This is a genomic window from Mesorhizobium sp. M0618, assembly GCF_040320765.1.
Taxonomy (GTDB): Bacteria; Pseudomonadota; Alphaproteobacteria; order Rhizobiales; family Rhizobiaceae; genus Mesorhizobium.
In genome coordinates this window covers 1-16,625 of record NZ_JAMYQH010000042.1, presented here as the reverse complement: position 1 = coordinate 16,625, position 16,625 = coordinate 1, and the positions used below count along the sequence as shown (strand labels likewise).

Annotated in this window: 13 protein-coding genes; 8 read left to right on the top strand and 5 right to left on the bottom strand. The window is 57.4% G+C overall.

The features are described from left to right. Window positions 1–239 precede the first annotated feature (239 nt). The 4 genes from NKJ04_RS30470 (at window position 240) to NKJ04_RS30455 (ending at window position 1,922) form a co-directional block, all read left to right on the top strand. The gene (locus tag NKJ04_RS30470; RefSeq protein ID WP_352679319.1) at window positions 240–695 is read left to right on the top strand and encodes a hypothetical protein; all 456 of its coding nucleotides are present in this window, start codon (window positions 240–242) and stop codon (window positions 693–695) included. Next, window positions 688–837: a hypothetical protein gene (locus tag NKJ04_RS30465; RefSeq protein ID WP_352679317.1), complete on the top strand. Its 150-nt coding sequence runs from the start codon at window positions 688–690 to the stop codon at window positions 835–837. Before NKJ04_RS30470 ends, NKJ04_RS30465 begins: the two co-directional genes overlap by 8 nt. A gap of 310 nt (window positions 838–1,147) precedes the next feature. Beyond that, window positions 1,148–1,492 (top strand): hypothetical protein, encoded by a 345-nt coding sequence (locus tag NKJ04_RS30460; protein WP_352679314.1) that lies wholly within the window; start codon window positions 1,148–1,150, stop codon window positions 1,490–1,492. A gap of 172 nt (window positions 1,493–1,664) precedes the next feature. Beyond that, the gene (locus NKJ04_RS30455) at window positions 1,665–1,922 is read left to right on the top strand and encodes a hypothetical protein (RefSeq protein WP_352679311.1); all 258 of its coding nucleotides are present in this window, start codon (window positions 1,665–1,667) and stop codon (window positions 1,920–1,922) included. Here the strand turns inward: NKJ04_RS30455 and NKJ04_RS30450 are convergent. After that, window positions 1,919–3,139, bottom strand: coding sequence for a hypothetical protein (locus NKJ04_RS30450; protein ID WP_352679309.1), 1,221 nt, complete (start codon window positions 3,137–3,139; stop codon window positions 1,919–1,921). The genes NKJ04_RS30455 and NKJ04_RS30450 overlap by 4 nt on opposite strands. Window positions 3,140–3,654: 515 nt before the next feature. Between NKJ04_RS30450 and NKJ04_RS30445 the strand changes: the two genes are divergently transcribed. Genes NKJ04_RS30445 through NKJ04_RS30435 form a run of 3 tightly spaced genes read left to right on the top strand, consistent with a single transcriptional unit; the run spans window position 3,655 to window position 7,854 of the window. Beyond that, window positions 3,655–4,653: a DGQHR domain-containing protein gene (locus NKJ04_RS30445; RefSeq protein WP_352679373.1), complete on the top strand. Its 999-nt coding sequence runs from the start codon at window positions 3,655–3,657 to the stop codon at window positions 4,651–4,653. Further along, window positions 4,646–6,274, top strand: a complete 1,629-nt coding sequence (locus NKJ04_RS30440; RefSeq protein WP_352679307.1) for a radical SAM protein — start codon at window positions 4,646–4,648, stop codon at window positions 6,272–6,274. The genes NKJ04_RS30445 and NKJ04_RS30440 overlap by 8 nt, the downstream gene beginning before the upstream one ends. Next, window positions 6,271–7,854: an ATP-binding protein gene (locus NKJ04_RS30435; protein ID WP_352679305.1), complete on the top strand. Its 1,584-nt coding sequence runs from the start codon at window positions 6,271–6,273 to the stop codon at window positions 7,852–7,854. The genes NKJ04_RS30440 and NKJ04_RS30435 overlap by 4 nt, the downstream gene beginning before the upstream one ends. A gap of 47 nt (window positions 7,855–7,901) precedes the next feature. On the opposite strand, the gene NKJ04_RS30430 is transcribed toward NKJ04_RS30435, so the two are convergent. The 4 genes from NKJ04_RS30430 to NKJ04_RS30415 form a co-directional block, all read right to left on the bottom strand. Next, the gene (locus NKJ04_RS30430; RefSeq protein WP_352679303.1) at window positions 7,902–9,710 is read right to left on the bottom strand and encodes a DGQHR domain-containing protein; all 1,809 of its coding nucleotides are present in this window, start codon (window positions 9,708–9,710) and stop codon (window positions 7,902–7,904) included. Further along, window positions 9,665–10,264, bottom strand: coding sequence for a hypothetical protein (locus NKJ04_RS30425; protein WP_352679301.1), 600 nt, complete (start codon window positions 10,262–10,264; stop codon window positions 9,665–9,667). The genes NKJ04_RS30430 and NKJ04_RS30425 overlap by 46 nt, the downstream gene beginning before the upstream one ends. A gap of 196 nt (window positions 10,265–10,460) precedes the next feature. Next, window positions 10,461–12,107 (bottom strand): ATP-binding protein, encoded by a 1,647-nt coding sequence (locus NKJ04_RS30420; protein ID WP_352679299.1) that lies wholly within the window; start codon window positions 12,105–12,107, stop codon window positions 10,461–10,463. Then, window positions 12,104–13,909: a PIN-like domain-containing protein gene (locus NKJ04_RS30415; protein WP_352679297.1), complete on the bottom strand. Its 1,806-nt coding sequence runs from the start codon at window positions 13,907–13,909 to the stop codon at window positions 12,104–12,106. The genes NKJ04_RS30420 and NKJ04_RS30415 overlap by 4 nt, the downstream gene beginning before the upstream one ends. Window positions 13,910–14,319: 410 nt before the next feature. On the opposite strand from NKJ04_RS30415, the gene NKJ04_RS30410 reads away from it, so the two are divergent. Beyond that, window positions 14,320–16,449: a ParB/RepB/Spo0J family partition protein gene (locus NKJ04_RS30410; protein WP_352679295.1), complete on the top strand. Its 2,130-nt coding sequence runs from the start codon at window positions 14,320–14,322 to the stop codon at window positions 16,447–16,449. Window positions 16,450–16,625 lie beyond the last annotated feature (176 nt).

The window sequence follows — 16,625 nt, the reverse complement described above, 5'->3', positions numbered from 1 at the left end:
TTCGGATCAGCAACGTCGTTCTCTGATTGGTCATTGTGAGTCTGGGCAGATTATGCCGGATGTCCGCAATAGCTCTCTCCAAGCTTCCAGTCCGCCTTTGGCCCAAATGCTGCCTGGCGGCGATGCGCAGCATCTGCGTCCTTCATAGCTCCGCTTGAGATTCCCGAAGCCGGACATTCGTTTATGTGCGCTGGAACGCGAGTTTAATCTATATCTAGCCGGATTTTTATGAGGATACTATGCTGACTAGACCGGACATCTTCATTATTGAATCGCTCGGGCCGGACGACGAGGGCAACGGGCGTCTAGAAGGCCCGATCATCGCGCGCGTGGCGCGTCTCCACGGCAAGCACCCCATTTATCGCTATGTGCGGACGCGTAAGGATTTCAGGAAGGCGATTAAAGCCTTTCTCAGGTCAAATTTCCGATACCTGCACATATCCGCCCATGCTGATCACGAGGGTATAGTGACGACGAATCTCGACGAAATCTCAAACCGCGAGCTAGCGGAAATGCTTGGCAACTCCTTCGCCGACCGGAGACTATTTTTGTCCGCATGCAGCATCGTCCACAAAGATATGGCCACAGAGATCATTCCTACAACGCAATGTTACTCCGTGGTAGGACCGCGCCGCGATATCGGGTTCGCTGAGGCAGCGGTGTTTTGGCCAAGCGCTCTACCATCTGATGTTTGAGCTTGACGCGAAGTCGATGAAGCGGGCGGCACTGGCATCCAATCTGAATAAGGTTGCTACGCTCTTCGACGTCGAGATCGGCTACTTCGCCCGGTCGGCGACGCACAAGACCGGTTTTTCGCAAGACATATTGAACGCCTGATGCGAGAGATACTTATAGCTCCGACTGGCTGCCGTGGAACGAACTGCTGGGCGGCATACCCAACTGTCTACATCGACTGAGCCAACCAATGCCCGTCTATTTAATTCACCAGGAGAAGCGCGGCAATTGGCTTATGAAATTGGCCGGGCCAAGGATATCCAGCGGAGGCTTCGGCAGCTTCAGACTAGGAGCTGAAGGTCGTTGGCTGGATCGTGTCTGACAACGATCACCTGACAGAGCGGGCACTACACAGGAAATATGGCCGGCGAACGTAGGTGGCGAGTGGTTTAGTCTGCAGCCGGCGGACATTTTGAGCGACCTTCAAGGCGCAGGAATCGGCGGCTTCGTGACCAAGAACGCGAATGCGTTCGAAATCATCGGCTATGACAAGGACGCGGTCCCTGAATATCTGGGTGTCTGGGACTGGGGTGATTTCGAAGTGGAAGAGTGCTGCCCGTTCTGCGGCTGCCTATGTGGAATGGTGTTTCAGGATGCATCCCAGATGTTTCATTGTCTTCATTGCGACGAGCTGACGGACTTTAGCGAATTTTCCCCCGACTTCGACAACGAGGAGGACTATCTCGTGTGGAAGGCGCAGCAAGAGACCCGCAACGCAGAGGTCAAAATGATCCCGTCGAAACGTTTGTCGCAGTAGTATGCCGTCTGCGAAAGACCTTTCCAAAGGACACCAAATCGATGATGATCTCACAAGCGCCATCTGACTCGGATCCGGCGCGACGATGCGAGCCGATTTGACAAGTTGCCGCTGAGGCATTAGATCAAAACGAGAACGGAGGGTGCGATCAATGCAACCCCAAAGCGATCATATGATCACCACGAAACGGACCGCCAAGCGGGATTGGAGAATTGCGTTGGACCGTGCTTGGCGATCCACAGCCATGCGGCAACAGTTCGAGGCTGAATGTGGTTTCTCAAAAGTGGACCAACTGGTGGATGCCGACATCGAGTCAGGAAAAGTCGCAGCCTACTACAGCGAGTTTGTGCCGTGGGCCGCACGAAAGCTGGGCATAGAAGAGCATCTGCCCGCTTACGTCATTGGCAAGTCGTCCCCCGGCCGACGCTAGACCCTGCTGATCGCAGCCACATGTACGTCGGCTAGCAGGGCGGCCGCGTCTAGCAGTTTAGCTTTACCCGTGAAATCTAGCTTGTCGATGGCGGCGCGGATTCGGTCATTTCGTCGCTCATGCGCTTGGTTCAGAGCATCCCTGGCTGCGTAGAGGTCTACGGCTGCCAAAGCGAGGTTGGAGGCATTGCGCATCGCACCGACTACTGACACGACGTTCCCTAGAACTGGGACCGCACCCGCAGCGTCTCCTGCCAGATCGGTACCAGCCTGATATGCTTCACTTTTGGCTTCGGCCGCAGCCCTCGTCCAGTACCTCGGAATCTCGGCTGCAACTTCCTTCTCAAATGTGCCGGCCAGTTCCGCTACAGCAGAGGCAATATCCTCAGGTTCGATTGCTTCCAAAGCCTCTCGCTTGTCGGGTTTTGACATCGCCTCAAGGCAGGTTTGGATCACTTGGTCATACTTCTCTTGAAAACCCGCTTTCCTAAGCGCGCCGCTCAAAAGGTGGACATGTTCGAAGGATAGAGAATCGACAATTTGGGAGGGCATGGCTAGCGCTTGGATCTTGTCTAGGGCAGTGGCGAGGAAGAGCTCCAGAAAAATTGCCTCATCAGTTAGGCCGGCGTTCTCTTGCCCCGAAAGAAGCACATCTTCCATCTTAAAATTCGAGAGCGGGCTAAGATCAGTTCCTGTCTCACAGCGGACAACGCTAGTGCCAACCATGTGGTAGCAGGCAGTCACAAATCGACCTATGGGCGTCCTCGGACCTTCCGGCAGCTTCGCTACATAGTCGCGAATCGTGGTGCTGGTGCCGAAGTCTAAACTCGCAATCTCGGAGGCGAGTTTGTGCCTGTTGTCGCGCGAAAAACCGAATTCGTGATCCAGTTGAAGAGAAATCCTAGATTGATCCTCATGAAGGCCAACGACGATCATGTCTCGGAAACGGACGCCAACGTCGGCAAGCTCCCACGGCATGACCTGCCGTACCGTTGCCGATAAAGAAACTATGTGATCGCTGAGACGCTTCTCAGTTATACCTGCTTTCTCAAATATCTTGGGATCTTCCACGTAGTCCGCGAGATTGGTTTTGTCAGTCCGAAATGCGGGCAAAATGGCATTGCCGGCAATCATATCGGGAAATTTCTCAAGAAGCAGCACTCCGAAAGGCGAAACCAGCTGCGCGCAATTCAGTGTAACAAGTCCCTTGGTGATCATCTTTATCTTCAGCGCACGAGACGCGACAAGAAGGCAATTTTCCTCATCGTTAGGGTCGTATAGGGAAGGTGCCAAATCCGTAGAATACACTCTCGGACCGCGGAGGTCGTCCGCATTCACTATTAGGCGTTCGTCGAAGAAGCTGCTCACAGTAAGTCGTCCTCCAGGTGGTGCCGCTAGATGCCTGTAGCCATCGAGAAAGGGCTGCAGAGATTAATCTGGCATAGCATCTCATTCTCGCTACGCGAAGGGCAGGTGCGTCAACGACCAAACACCCGCGAACCTGCATCAATGGAATGCAAATTTTTGCCCGGCGTTTTGGCGGATTTCAATGTTTTCCGGCCACTTAAAGGTCTCGCATGTGCCTCTCGGTACCACGGGATCTAGGCTCAATATATTTTCTTGGGTGGATCGACATTTTAGTCGGATTTTCATATGAACTTCCCATCATCAAAAACTGCACCTATGGAATGCAGTTTGAGGGGCATATGGGACAGACAACGATCAGATGCTTGGTGGGACAGTCGGCCGGCCGGCCAGTCCTTCTGGGCTTCGCGCCGGCGCATCTCCTACATTCCGTCAGCTTTGCCGATATCTTGGACGAGGACGGCGGGCGAGGGTACCAGCGCCGGCTGAACGAGCATCACAGTCTCGATTTCCGCCGCTACATCCAGCGCGAAAGCAGCACGACCATCCCACTGACGTTCAATCTGCGCCCGAGGGATGATGCCGCCTGGTCGATCGTTCCGTTGGGGCAGTCGGGCGCCGAGCTATGCTTCTCGACCGAGATGGGAAAGATCTTCGCGCAGGTAGATTGCCAACACCGGCTGGGACACCTATCCGGATTAGAGCTTTCGCTGCCGTTCATGTCATTCATCGGCCTGTCAGAGCGCGAAGAGATGGAAATCTTCAATGTCATCAACAGCAAGGCGAAGGGTCTGAGCGCGAGCCTGCTCGACTTTCATGATGCACGTCTCGCGTCCGACCTCGCAACTGATAGGCCGGAACTCTACATTGCAATTTTTCTGAAGAACGATCCGGGTTCGCCTTGGTACCAGCAATTGGATCTGGGCGGTGCTTCTACCTCGGGACTGGACCGTCGCGCCTCGTTGCGCACCTTCCAAAAGGCGATCAAGCTCTTCTTGAGCAAGAGCGGGGTCCTTCGCGGAGCTTCGGTCGATGTCGCCGCACAGCTCGTGCTCGATTTCTGGTCCGCTGTGGTCTTGGTGCTTAATGACGCCTGGTCCAAACCGCGCAAGCATCTGCTCACTAAGGGTATCGGCGTTTATGCGCTGATGGAGATCGCGGCGGAGATTGTCACAGGTGCTCGACCTGGGGCCGTGGTCGATAAGCGATACTTTGCAGCAGCGCTGATGGATTTCGCCACTGACTTCGATTGGTCGAACGACGGGCCGTTGAAGGGACTTGGCGGGGAGAGCGGGGTCAAAGCGGCGGTGGCAATGCTCCGCCAGGTGCGCCGTGATGCTCGGCTGAAGGTTGTTTCAAATGGCTAACCGGAACATCCTTCTGATTGAGCCGGGGTACAAAAATAAGTACCCGCCCCTCGGGCTCATGAAAATCGCGCAGTATCACGGCAGCCGCGGAAAGCGCGACAATGTCCGCTTCATAAAAGGCGTTGATCGGTCGGTCATGTCGCAGGCGTGGGACCGCATCTACGTCACGACCCTTTTCAGCTTCGAATACCTAAAGATTGCAGAGACGGTGGACTTTGCAATCGAGGTCGCCAATGGCCAATCAGACAAGGTCTTTGTCGGTGGAATTGCGGCGTCACTGATGCATGAACGGTTTATCGAAGAACGACGCTGGCACGGGGTACGCTTCATCAAGGGGCTTCTTTCTGCCACTCCGGCTGTTTCACTGCAGTTGGATGATTTTTCCGAGGAGCTCTACAGCGACGACGTTGATGGCAAGCCGATCGAGGATCTCGTTCCGGATTATTCGATACTCGATCAAATCGACTACAAATATCCCGTTCGTGATGCCTACTTCGCGTATTGCTCACGAGGGTGCATCCGCAAATGCCACTTCTGTGGTGTCCCTAAGCTGGAAGGGGCGCAGCGTGACACTGAGTCCCTGACGGGATTGGTGCGAGCCATCGACGAGCTCTATGGTCCGAAGAAGGACTTGATGTTGATGGACAACAATGTAGTGGCGTCGCCGCGATTCAAGGAAATCATCGCCGAGATTCGAGATCTCGGATTTGTTCCCGGCGCTAAGTTGCTTCGCGACGGAATGAGGGTCCCCGTCCAACGTCGGGTCGACTTCAACCAGGGTGTCGACGCCCGGATCCTTTGCAAGGATCCAATGTATTTGCGTGAATTGGCTTCGATCTGTCTGAAGCCGCTTCGTATTGCGTTCGACCATCTCGGTGTCAAAAAGCCGTATGAACAGGCCGTTCGCTATTCAGCTGAGTTCGGATTGACCGAACTGTCCAACTACATGCTCTATAATTTCCACGACGATCCTGCCGACCTTTTCGAGCGCATGCGGTTAAACGTGTCGCTGAACGAGGAGCTGGGCGTCCGCATTTGGTCGTTCCCGATGCGCTACCAGCCGACAGATCGTCCGGACCGCGGTCACGTCGGGGCAAAGTGGAGCCGCTACCAGTTACGGTCGATGCAGATTGTACTGCAGGCCACGCACGGTGTGGTCAGTGGAGAGCCATCGTTCTTCAAGCGCGCCTTCGGCGACACATTCGCCGATTTCCAAAACATTCTGGCGATGCCACACGACTTCATTTTCAACCGCGACTGGTACGAATACACGGATGCTAGCGGCCGGCTGCATGAATATCGCGCCGAGGCTGCGGCACTCGACGGCTATGAGCGGCGCGAGTTGCTCGACCTGCTATCGTCGTGTGACCCGAGGTACTTTGCCACCCTTCCCGATCGTGCGACCACCGCGCGGCTCGCCCGTCTTCTCAGATATTACATCCCTGCTCCGAAACAGGAGTTGGCAGCGATCTGGGCTGAACAGCGCAAAGGCATGCGCCCTGCGAACGCGGCAATCCACATCGCCGAAGACGAGCGCGTCGAAGACGCCGGCCTGGAGCACGACGAGTTCGCGCAAACGTCGATCCCAGATATCCAAATGGAAGAAAGATTGCCTGCATGACATATCAGGGGAAGGTGCGTGAAGTTGCTGCTGCCCGCGCCGCCCGCTCGACAGCATCTGATCTGCGAGAACTGGACGCAGGGGACATTGTCGTCGGTAAGGATGTCCTGGAGCTCCTGTCGAGCGCCATGTATGTCGACCCAATGTCAGTCTATCGCGAGTACGTCCAAAACGCGGCCGATGCGGTCGATGATGCGCGCGGGCTCGGACAGCTGGCCGCAGATGAGTCTGGACGAGTTGAGGTTAACCTCGACCCATCGACGCGCAGCGTACGGATTCGCGACAACGGCACGGGCATCGCCTGGCCGGACTTCGTACGTCGTATGAGCGCGTTGGGTGCCAGCGCTAAGCGCGGGTTGGGAGCGCGTGGCTTCAGAGGAGTCGGACGCCTGGGGGGACTTGGGTACGCGCAGGAGGTTATTTTCAGGTCGAGAACCCCCGGAGAGACACATGTTTCGGAGATGCGTTGGGATTGCAGGAAATTGCGGACCTTGCTGCGCTCAGTGGAAGGCGACGACCTGACTGGACTTTTGACGAAGGTAGTAACGGCGGGCAGACTCGGCGCGTCAGATCGGCCCGAGAGATTTTTTGAAGTCGAGCTTCGTGGTTTGGTTCGATTGCGCGCGGACCGACTTATGGATCCTGCGGCGATCTCGGACTATCTGGGGCAGGTCGCCCCGGTCCCTTTCGCGCCGGAATTTCGCTTCGGATCCACAATCGCTAAGGCCTTGGATGGGGTAGTCGCTGTCGGGCACCTCCATCTCTGCGTGTCCAGTCTTGATGCGCCCGTCTATCGTCCGCACCGAGATACCTTCGCCATTGACGAGAAGAACGAGGCTACCTTCAGTGATATCGAGTTCGTGGAATTCCCTGGCATCGATGGCGGCATCGCGGGCATTGGTTGGGTGTTACATCACGATTACGAAGGCGCTATTCCGCAGGCGGCCCAAGTAAAGGGACTGCGACTTCGCTGCGGCAACATGCAAGTTGGCGACAATGTGATCCTTGAGGAGCTGTTTCCCGAGTCGCGATTCAATTCCTGGAGTGTCGGTGAGATCCACGTCGTCGACAACAGGATTTTGCCCAATGGAAGACGCGACCATTTCGAACAAAACGCCCACTTCCAGAACCTGCTGAACCATATTGCCCCTACAGCGCGCGATATCGCCCGACGGTGTCGGACCGGCTCGGTCAAGCGCAAGCTCCTTCGCGATTTCGAACAGCACCGTATAGGTGTCACCGAACGGATTGAGATTATTGGTCAGAAGAGTGTTGGCCATACCAAGCGCGAGAGCATTGCACTGGATGCCGAGCGCTCCCTTCTTCAGATGGAGAAGATCGTGGCAATGCCCCTGATCAAGTCGGAAATGGCTGAAGATTTGAAGAACAATGTTCAGACACTCCGCTTGGATCTCAGGCGATCGCTCAAAGGCAAGGCACTGCCTCAGACCCCGCTTGGCCGCCTTACTGAGGAAAAGCGCGCTATGTACGAACACCTGTTCGAACTGGTATTTGAATGCTCGACAAATAGGTCAGCTGCTAAAGCTCTCGTCGACCGCATCATTTCGAAGATCAGTTAAAGCGCATTTTCTGTTTCATCGCCGACCATATTCGGGCACGAGCGTAGCTATATGGCACCTTCGCCGGCGGCTTCATCGAACAGGAGTTGTTTGCGACCGTCTACAGGCTCGCCCTCCAGTATGTGCCGTTTTACAAGCTCATGAACACGTCGCACGTACTCAACCCTCTCCCGCGATAGCGGGCCCTTCTCTGCGTGGTGTGTGACAGTGCGGGACTTGTTGACCTTGCCGATCCAACGGACAAGCGTGGCCTTGGCGCCTTTGCCGTAGAAATTGTAGCGATCTTTGAACAACTCCCAGTTATTCTCGTGGAGTACGATGCCGAGGTAATCGATCAGAAACAGATAGCGCCAACGTTCGTGCTCTCCATTGTCATTGTTATAGTTTTTATCTGCCTCGATCCTGATCGCCTTAGGCACACCAGATAGCCACCAGGCATCTCTTTCCTCGCCAAACTTCGCCTTCAGTGTGGTTAGTACGTCGTCGAAGAGAATTTGATTGATCTCGTCGATCATGACGCGTGCCTGCCGTGTTCCCTCAGCATCCTGGCTGTCAATGTAACGCTTGACCTCGGGAAGATCGAATGAAGGATCGGCAGTTCGGACTATGGCCATCATCTGGAGCGCGTTTTGATCGACACTCGCCAGTGAACTGCCTCGATTGCGGAAGCGCGCAACGTCTGCCGGCGAGGCGTCATGGAAGTAGTCGACCACATGTTGCGCCAAGGGTCTGATGAGCTCGACAATATCCTCCGCTTCAAGTGACACCACTCGAGTGCCGTCGCGCTCGATGAACAAAATGAGCTTGCGAAGCAGAACGAGAAGCGCCCTCAAACCGAGATTGGTGCACAGGTAGCCGCCTTTGGCGTCGCCGAACGCCCAATGTTCAGGCACGCCGTGCGCGAAAAGGGTGAAGTAGCCCGAAAGCGAATCCGATGCCTTTTTCATCATTGTGGCGGAGTCGTCTGACAATGAACCGAGTGGACCCGGGATCAGTCTCAAATTGCCCTTCTTGCCAGCAGATTTGTGAACCGTTCCCAGAAGGTTGTTTCCCTCTATTCCGTCTGCGAGTGAGGTAAGGGTCAAGCACTGGAAATTGTCCTTCTGCTGACCGACGGTCAGGATGCGACCAAAGACGGGCGAGCGCTTTTCTTCATCCAGCCTGAGCACAATCCGAGCGCACATCGCGTCAAGCCGCTTCCGGGGGTCCTCGTCGTCAATATTGAGCGACGAGATGATCTCATTCACCAGATTGCGCTGAACTTTGACCTGCTGAGTGTTGATGTCCACGAACATTTCAATTTCTTGGCGGACTGGCAGATTCTGGTAGGCTAGGACGGAGACAACTGAGCGATCCTCGTCGGCATCGCGGCCGGCATAGGCGAAGCCATAGAGTCGGTGTTGTCCATCAATGACCCACGCAGACCCGTACTGCCCGGGAAGATCTAGCGTGCCGGTTGCGGTATCTCCGAATGTTTCTTGGATGTTGAAGTTCAGTCCATCGAGCTTGATGTTTACGACGATGTTCGTCGGGAATGTACCGCCTTTATCGAGATAGGCGCCAATGGACCGGAGTCGCGCCGGCTTCACCATGCGTTGGTACGTCTCTAAGTCCTCATTCGAGGTCGTGCCCATATGACTAATGTAAGCTATCCGTAGCAGATCATGCGGTGACATCAGGAAACTGTAAAAGGTGGTATCGCCGATCCTTCCCCGCGTCGCCGGAACACGGGCGCGCAGACCTTCGACTTTTTCACCTTTGAGGTAACGACCAAGGAATTGATATCGCGCCGCCGATTTTAGAATGCTGGTTAGTTTGTAGAAATATCCGACGTCGGCCTCTGTGATGATCGGCACGCCTGCTCAGCAGCACGTTCGCGATCGGCAGTGCGGATATCGACATTGCGTGTTGCGATCGCAATCTTGACCTTTAGCTTGGGATCCCTGCCGAACGTCGAGTGGACTGCCGTCACAACGTCCTCCCGGATCGCACCGATCTTGTCGAGGAGTTGCTTCACCGATTTTGTTGCGGTGTCTTGTGAATGTGTGCATTCGACGACAAAGACAGTCTCGTCGTCCTTGGCGAAAACATCGAGTTGCCGCCTTGAGCCATCCTTCGCGACGATGCAGAAGTTGCGATCGGGGTTTAGCGCCTTGAACCCCATCCGGTAAAAAAGCGTCCAGATATCGTCCTCAAGCTGACGATCTATGGGCTTGGCACGTTCGAGGCGCAATGACCGCTTATTGCGTTTGGCGAGCGCCCAGCCGTCCGCCTCCTCTGCGGCAAGCTTCATGTCGAGCGCCGCGGCCGAACCGGCCGATACAGTCTTCTCGTCTACCTTCTTCGCGCGCGTAACGGAGGAGACCCGCAGATCTTCGTCGGAAACCAGAACACCCAGTGAAGCCGCCATCCTCAACAATCCCCCACGATCGCCCTAGCATATAATTTATTGCGATATCAGTCGCGTCGACGGAGGTCGGAACCAATCGCGGTTCAGATTGATCATGACTGCGACGCACGCAAACACTCTGTTGCTCTCTAGTGCGACACTGACGCGCAGCGAGTGCACAACTAATTTCGTCCCAGTGGGCTTGGCGCAGTCCCGCTCAATCTCCATTCTCCAACAGCTCGTGCGCGATCCCGAAGAGGCGGTCCGCTTCGGCTTGCCCCAACTCCTGCACCATCACTCGCCTCAGTGCCTCAAGTATCTCCTCGGCCGACCAGTCGTTGCCATGATCGTCCTCGCCACCACCGCCGTCCTGGTCGCCGCGACCATTGTCAGAGCTATCCCCACCGGCGACTTCGTCGTCCGGCTTAGCAACGTCGGCGCCCTGGGTCTTGTCGGTTTTCGGGGGACGCGACTTGAGTTCGACAAGCTTGTCCTTCAATGATTTTAGTTTGGAGGTCTGCTCTCCGATCTCGTTCGGATCGCCCCCTGAAAGCTTGTCTGGACGAAGCCGGCTAAGCAAACGATCGATGGTCGCGGCCATCTTATCGGATGTGGCGTCGTCGATAGAGTCGCGATTGAGCGAAAGCGCGACGGTTGAGATCTCCGAGGCGATCGACTTCAGCGTTTTGCGGCTCGTCGAGGCAGCTCTCACCAGCGTGACTACGCGGCGGGCTACCCGTGCCTTCACGTCCTTGCGGATGTCGCGCCAAGCCGCCCCATCTTCGAAACCGTCGCGTCGTGCGTTGGGCACCACGGATGGATTTGTGATGAAGATCTCGCCAACCGCCCAGCGCTGCAATCGCCCCTCAGTGCCTCCGGTCGTCAGTTCAGCACCAAGATCCTCGATGATCTCAGACCCGCCGACCTGGATATTCTTGATGCGGAACCGGACCCCCGCGACCATGTCGTCCGTGATCTCACCTTTGAAGTTCGACTTGCCAATCCAGCCGTGCCAGCCGAGTTCTGCCGATGTGATCAACTCGATGTCAGCAATAGCGGATGGCTTCTTTGGGTCGCTCGTCGGCGACACGTCGTCATAGGCCTTGAGAATCTGAGTGCGTTCGCGCTTGTACTTCGTCTCAACCTCAACAGCACCAATCGGATGGCCGAGGCTGTCGGCAAAGGTGCGGATTCTCGGGGCTTGACCGAAACGGTCCGAATAATCAGCAGGGCACACTTGGCGAAGATATGGAACGAGGCGTTCAATCTCCACGAACTCAAGGCCGATCCCCGTCAGGCCAACCATCTCGACCTCGGTGGAATGATCGTCCTCGTTTGCCGGGGTGGTGCCCGTCCTGACGCAGAGCTTTATCACCTCCTTTACATCCTGGGCTTCGGCACCCGGGCGCATATATCCACGCATTCTGCCGCAGTCGAACTCGACGATAGTCGCCGTAGCCTCGCCCCTGGCTGTGGTGGTGAAGCGCAGAGTTGCGCAGTAAGCGATTCCCGCGAGGCGTCCGATGCCGCGAAATCCGGCGTTGACATTGGAGCGTTTCTTGCTGGCGCCGACCGATACAAGCGTCGAAATCGCTTCAGCCGACCGGATACCCTCACCGTCGTCTTTAACGGAGAGGGTCGGCCGGCTGGCCGATCCGCTAATCGACACTGTAACCAGACCCGTGTCTGGTGCGAGGATGCCGCTCGCCCTGGCGGCCCGGATCGCGTCGTAGGCGTTCTGCACATACTCGCGGATGCAATGAAACGGGTTTTCGTACATGCCCGTTGTCAGCGTCTCGAGCGAGTAAGAACCCACCTGTACTTCGTTGATGGTGATCGGGTCACTGACGTTTCGCGGGCTCATCTCAGCTGCTCTCCGGTGGTCGGGCCCCACCCAATGAACCCCATCCTTTCGGGGACCTCGATCTGGAAGTTGGTCGGCCCGTCTACATGGAACATGGACGCGGGCACCACAAACTCCTTGGCTATGTTCGCGACCAACTCGCTGACCGGAGTCTCGCCCGCGCGGCCGCCGATTGTAATACGCCGGCTTTCGGGCGCATCTGCCTCAAGGATATCCACGTCGTTTGCTTGGCCGCCTTTAAGCACGGATCCTGTCAACAGCAGCTCGAGCCTGATCTGTCGTTCGGGTTCACCCGGCAACGCCAGGTAAAGCCGCCTGATCGGTCCGAGCGGTTCGTCCACGGTGGCTTCGTAGGCACGACGTGTCGCCGGGTCGCTCGCGTAGGCGAAGAGCGCCGTAGTAATCTCCGGGTGCGCGGCAGGCTTCTTTGCTTCGCCGTTCTCGTCGAAATACGTCTCGGCCAGCATGCCAACAAGGAGGTTGGCCCGGGTGGACGCCGGCAGATCCGAGTTTCCCAGCACTTGTTGAACCAGCTCAACCGGGCCCACCGCGTCTTCGTTGGAGGCCGCGACCACACCACGGCCGATTTGCTTCAATTCATCGGGCGTGGCAGCTGGGATAAGATCGAGCAATGCCGACGCTGCGGCGTTCTGTACGGTCCACCCCTCCGAGCGCAAGCCGGCTATCTGCTGCCATATTGGGTTGTCGCGTTCGTCGGCTGCAGGCTCGTACATCATGTCCTGCGAGCCAAAGGTGACGTCCTGCGCGGCGTCCGATTCGACCGGAGGCTGGTCCGCTTGGCGCTCTTGTCGCTGCGCTGGCACCTTTGCCGGCCTATCGGACGCCTGCAGGGCACGTGCTAGGTTTCCTACGCGGGCACCGAAACCTGCACGCAGGATCTGGGTGAACATTTCAAGCGAGATCACATGGACCCCTTGGAGAGTCGGGCAGCGTTGCTTTGCCTCCTGCGCGAGAAGTGGATGAGGGAGGGTAATCAGGCCGCCGTTCTGCTGAAGTCGGTCGTCGTCGCCCATAACCCGATCCGGCTTGTAGACCCAATCCTTCTTTGAATTGTCGCGGGTAAGGATTATCAGATGCTGGCTACCGCTAGCCGTGCAGTCTTGGAGCGTCTCGAGCCACATGATTAGGTCGCCATACCGGTTACGCTTCTTCCCCTTCGGCAGCGGCGCCGTTTCCTCTACGTCGCCTTCGGCTTGCGCAGTGGCCTTAGTGCCGCCATCGCCAAAGCCCGGTGGTACTTCGTGAGAGAATCTGAGTTCTCCGGTTCGATGTACCTCTGCGTAGATCTCGACCATGTTCGACGACAGTGAATGCGTCGCAATAAATGGGAGGAGCTTGGCGTTTGCGTCGTCATGGCCAGGTTCGATACGCTCCGCCCGCTTTGCCAGCGCTTCCACGCTGGCTACCGCGTCGTCGACCGCCGTCGTGTATTGCTCTAGACTCATGTCGCCGAACGTACGTTCGTCTACATATCTGAGGCTTTCCGTACGAAAATCCTGCAGGCGCTTGTTGAGCCCCCCTGCCGTTTTCGCCAGAGGTCGCTTGCTTGGAAGCTCGCGGGTATGATCCCATGTCTCCTTCGCTGACCATACTGGCACACGCACGCGATCACCGAAGCCATCGAGGGCGACCAGCAGTTCCTCGCATGCGCTACGGCTCATCTCGTAGCAATGGATCAGCACACTTGCGTCAACGTAGAGACGCGCACCGTTCGACTTAAGGGCGTCGGTTATCTGTCGTTGGCATTCCGTGCGCGACGGGGCGACGTCGGGAAAGATCATTCCAACGCACTCGCCGTGAAGTTGTTTGCGGTCCCCATGTTGATCCCCACCCTTTTGGTAAGAATTTCAGATGTTGGACGAATATTCAACGACCGTTATGCCGGCGACACTCCTTCGTTGTTGGAGCGCTGAGTTAGCAGCTTTGCTTCCAATTTTCTTGAGGTCCAGAATAGGAGAGAGATGGTCTTGGCCATCTCTCCCCCGCGAATGCCGCCTGCGCAGAGCGGGGCCGCCCGCTCGCAAGGCCGCACGTGACCATCATCGTCTGAACTGATCCGATCCGCCCCGCTCGACGCGCAGCCCAGCTCCGCTCGCCGGCATTCGCCCCCCTCTCTGCCGCGCGCTCACGCGCCCCCGGAAGGCATGCCGAGGGGCATGCCTTCGGCGTTTAACGGGAAAGGATCAGAACCATGACGATCAACGTGACAGATGCGAAGGCCACAAGTGCCGGCGAGAGCGGCACAGAGGTTTTCATTCCACTGAACAAGCTGAAAAAGTCGCCCCGCAATGCGCGCAAGACTCCGCACAGCGGAGCGATCATCGAAGCCTATGCCGCGAGCATCGCCGCCAAAGGCATCCTGCAAAACCTAGTTGTGGAGCCGGAGCTTGACGGTGAGGGAGCAGAAACCGGCTTCTATTTTGTCAGCATCGGCGAAGGCCGCAGGCTGGCGCAATTGCTGCGCGTGAAGCGTAAGCAGATCAAGAAGACCGAGCTGATCCGCTGTGTCGTTGACACCGTGAACGATGCGCACGAGATCAGCCTGGACGAGAACATCACCCGCGAGGATATGCACCCCGCAGATCAGTTCGAAGCGTTCCGCGAGCTTCACGAGGAACGCGGATGGGGTGCTGAGGAAATCGCCGCCCGCTTCGGCATAACCGCGCATGTCGTGCGGCAGCGCCTGCGGCTTGGCGCGGTCAGCCCCAAGCTGATGCAGGTCTATCGCGAGGAGGGGCTGACGCTCGACCAGTTGATGGCCTTTGCGATCACCGACGATCACGCGCGGCAGGAGCAGGTTTTCGAAAACCTCACGTACAATCGCGAGCCCTACATCATCCGCCGCGAACTGACGCGGACGCATGTTGCAGCGAACGACCGGCGAGCCGTTTTCATCGGCGCAGAAGCCTACATGGGAGCCGGTGGCGCTATCCTCCGCGATCTGTTCACAGAGGATCGTGGCGGCTTCTACGAGGATGCCGTGTTGCTCGACCGCTTGGTGATCGAGAAGCTGCAAGACATCTCTGAAACTGTCAGGCAGGCCGAGGGCTGGAAATGGGCTGATGTCCACATCGACTATCCTCATGCCAACGGCTTGCGCCGCACCTACCCGCAGCCGGTGGATTTGTCGGAGGAAGACAAAGCTGCCTACGCGACGGCATCAGACGAATTCAACCGGCTCACGGAAGAATGGAATAGCGCGGAGGAACTGCCCAACGATGTCGATCAGCTTTTCGGCAGGCTCGAAACCGAGATCGAGCGCATCGACGCGCTACGACACGCCTTCGATCCTGATGTTGTTTCGCGTGGCGGTGTGTTCGTCGTGCTTTCCCATGACGGAGCGGCGCGCATCGAACGCGGCTTCATCCGCGCCGAGGATGAGCAGGGGGGACCGGAAGCGGAAATGCGACCAGACGGCGAGGGCTACGCCGTCAACGACGATTGCGAGATCATTGAAGATGGCAGCGGTACGGATTGCAATGGTGGCAGCGACGAAGAAGCGGAGGACGACGGCAAGCCGTTGTCGGACCTTCTCATTCGCGACTTGACCGCCCATCGCACGCTTGGGCTTCGCCTTGCGCTTGGCGAACAGCCGGACATCGCCCTTGTCGCGGTGACCCATACGCTTGCCGCGCAGACCTTCTATCAGGGTGCTGAGGCCCACTGCCTCGAAATCCGCCCAACCAGCGTCTATCTCGCCGGTCACGCGGACGGCATCGAGGATACGGCGGCAGGCAAGGCACTGGCAGATCGACATGCGGAGTGGGCTGCGGACATGCCTCGCGATTTGGCTGACCTGTGGGGCTTCATCGCCTCACTCGACCATGCCAGCGTCATGGCGTTGTTTGCGCATTGCGCCTCGCTTACCGTCAATGCCGTAAAGCAGCCTTGGGAGTGCAAGCCTCGCGCCCACGAGACAGCGGACAGGCTGGCGACAGCCGTCAACCTCGATATGACGGCACATTGGACGCCGACCGTCCGGACGTACCTCGGGCGCATCACCAAGGCACATATCCTAGACGCCGTGCGCGATGCTGCCAGCGAAGCGGCGGCAGAGAGGCTGTCGGACCTGAAAAAGCAGCCAATGGCGGAAGCCACCGAGCAGTTGCTCGCCGGGACTGGATGGCTGCCTGCAGTCTTGCGGACCCCAGAACCTGCGGTGTTCGCTGAGCGGCAAGACGAGGAAGGTGCGGACGCCAGATCGGCGGACGTTGCTGAACTGGAGCCGGAATTCTCCGAGCCGGACACGACGAACGCTGCGCTCGCCGACAGCAGCGCCCTGGCCGAGGGGGGCGAACCCTTCAACATCGCCGCCGAGTAAGCGCGATGGCCGGAGCCGCCGCGCGGTTCCGGCCAGCTTTCTGTTGGAGAATTTTCCGGGGGCCCCGTCGGGGCGGGCGGGGGCGGCGCGAAGAACAAACCACCACCAATAAAGACAGGAATAAAAAACAACAGACAACCCCCCAATCCGAAGAGACGGGGATGATAAGGTGGAGT

Bases quoted from the DNA above. Each gene is read 5' to 3' on its own strand.
- NKJ04_RS30470 (WP_352679319.1), top strand. From the start codon at position 240: ATGCTGACTAGACCGGACATCTTCATTATTGAATCGCTCGGGCCGGAC.
- NKJ04_RS30410 (WP_352679295.1), top strand. From the start codon at position 14,320: ATGACGATCAACGTGACAGATGCGAAGGCCACAAGTGCCGGCGAGAGC.
- NKJ04_RS30425 (WP_352679301.1), bottom strand. From the start codon at position 10,264: ATGGCGGCTTCACTGGGTGTTCTGGTTTCCGACGAAGATCTGCGGGTC.
- NKJ04_RS30420 (WP_352679299.1), bottom strand. From the start codon at position 12,107: ATGAGCCCGCGAAACGTCAGTGACCCGATCACCATCAACGAAGTACAG.
- NKJ04_RS30465 (WP_352679317.1), top strand. From the start codon at position 688: ATGTTTGAGCTTGACGCGAAGTCGATGAAGCGGGCGGCACTGGCATCC.
- NKJ04_RS30450 (WP_352679309.1), bottom strand. From the start codon at position 3,139: ATGATCACCAAGGGACTTGTTACACTGAATTGCGCGCAGCTGGTTTCG.
- NKJ04_RS30435 (WP_352679305.1), top strand. From the start codon at position 6,271: ATGACATATCAGGGGAAGGTGCGTGAAGTTGCTGCTGCCCGCGCCGCC.
- NKJ04_RS30415 (WP_352679297.1), bottom strand. From the start codon at position 13,909: ATGATCTTTCCCGACGTCGCCCCGTCGCGCACGGAATGCCAACGACAG.
- NKJ04_RS30455 (WP_352679311.1), top strand. From the start codon at position 1,665: ATGATCACCACGAAACGGACCGCCAAGCGGGATTGGAGAATTGCGTTG.
- NKJ04_RS30440 (WP_352679307.1), top strand. From the start codon at position 4,646: ATGGCTAACCGGAACATCCTTCTGATTGAGCCGGGGTACAAAAATAAG.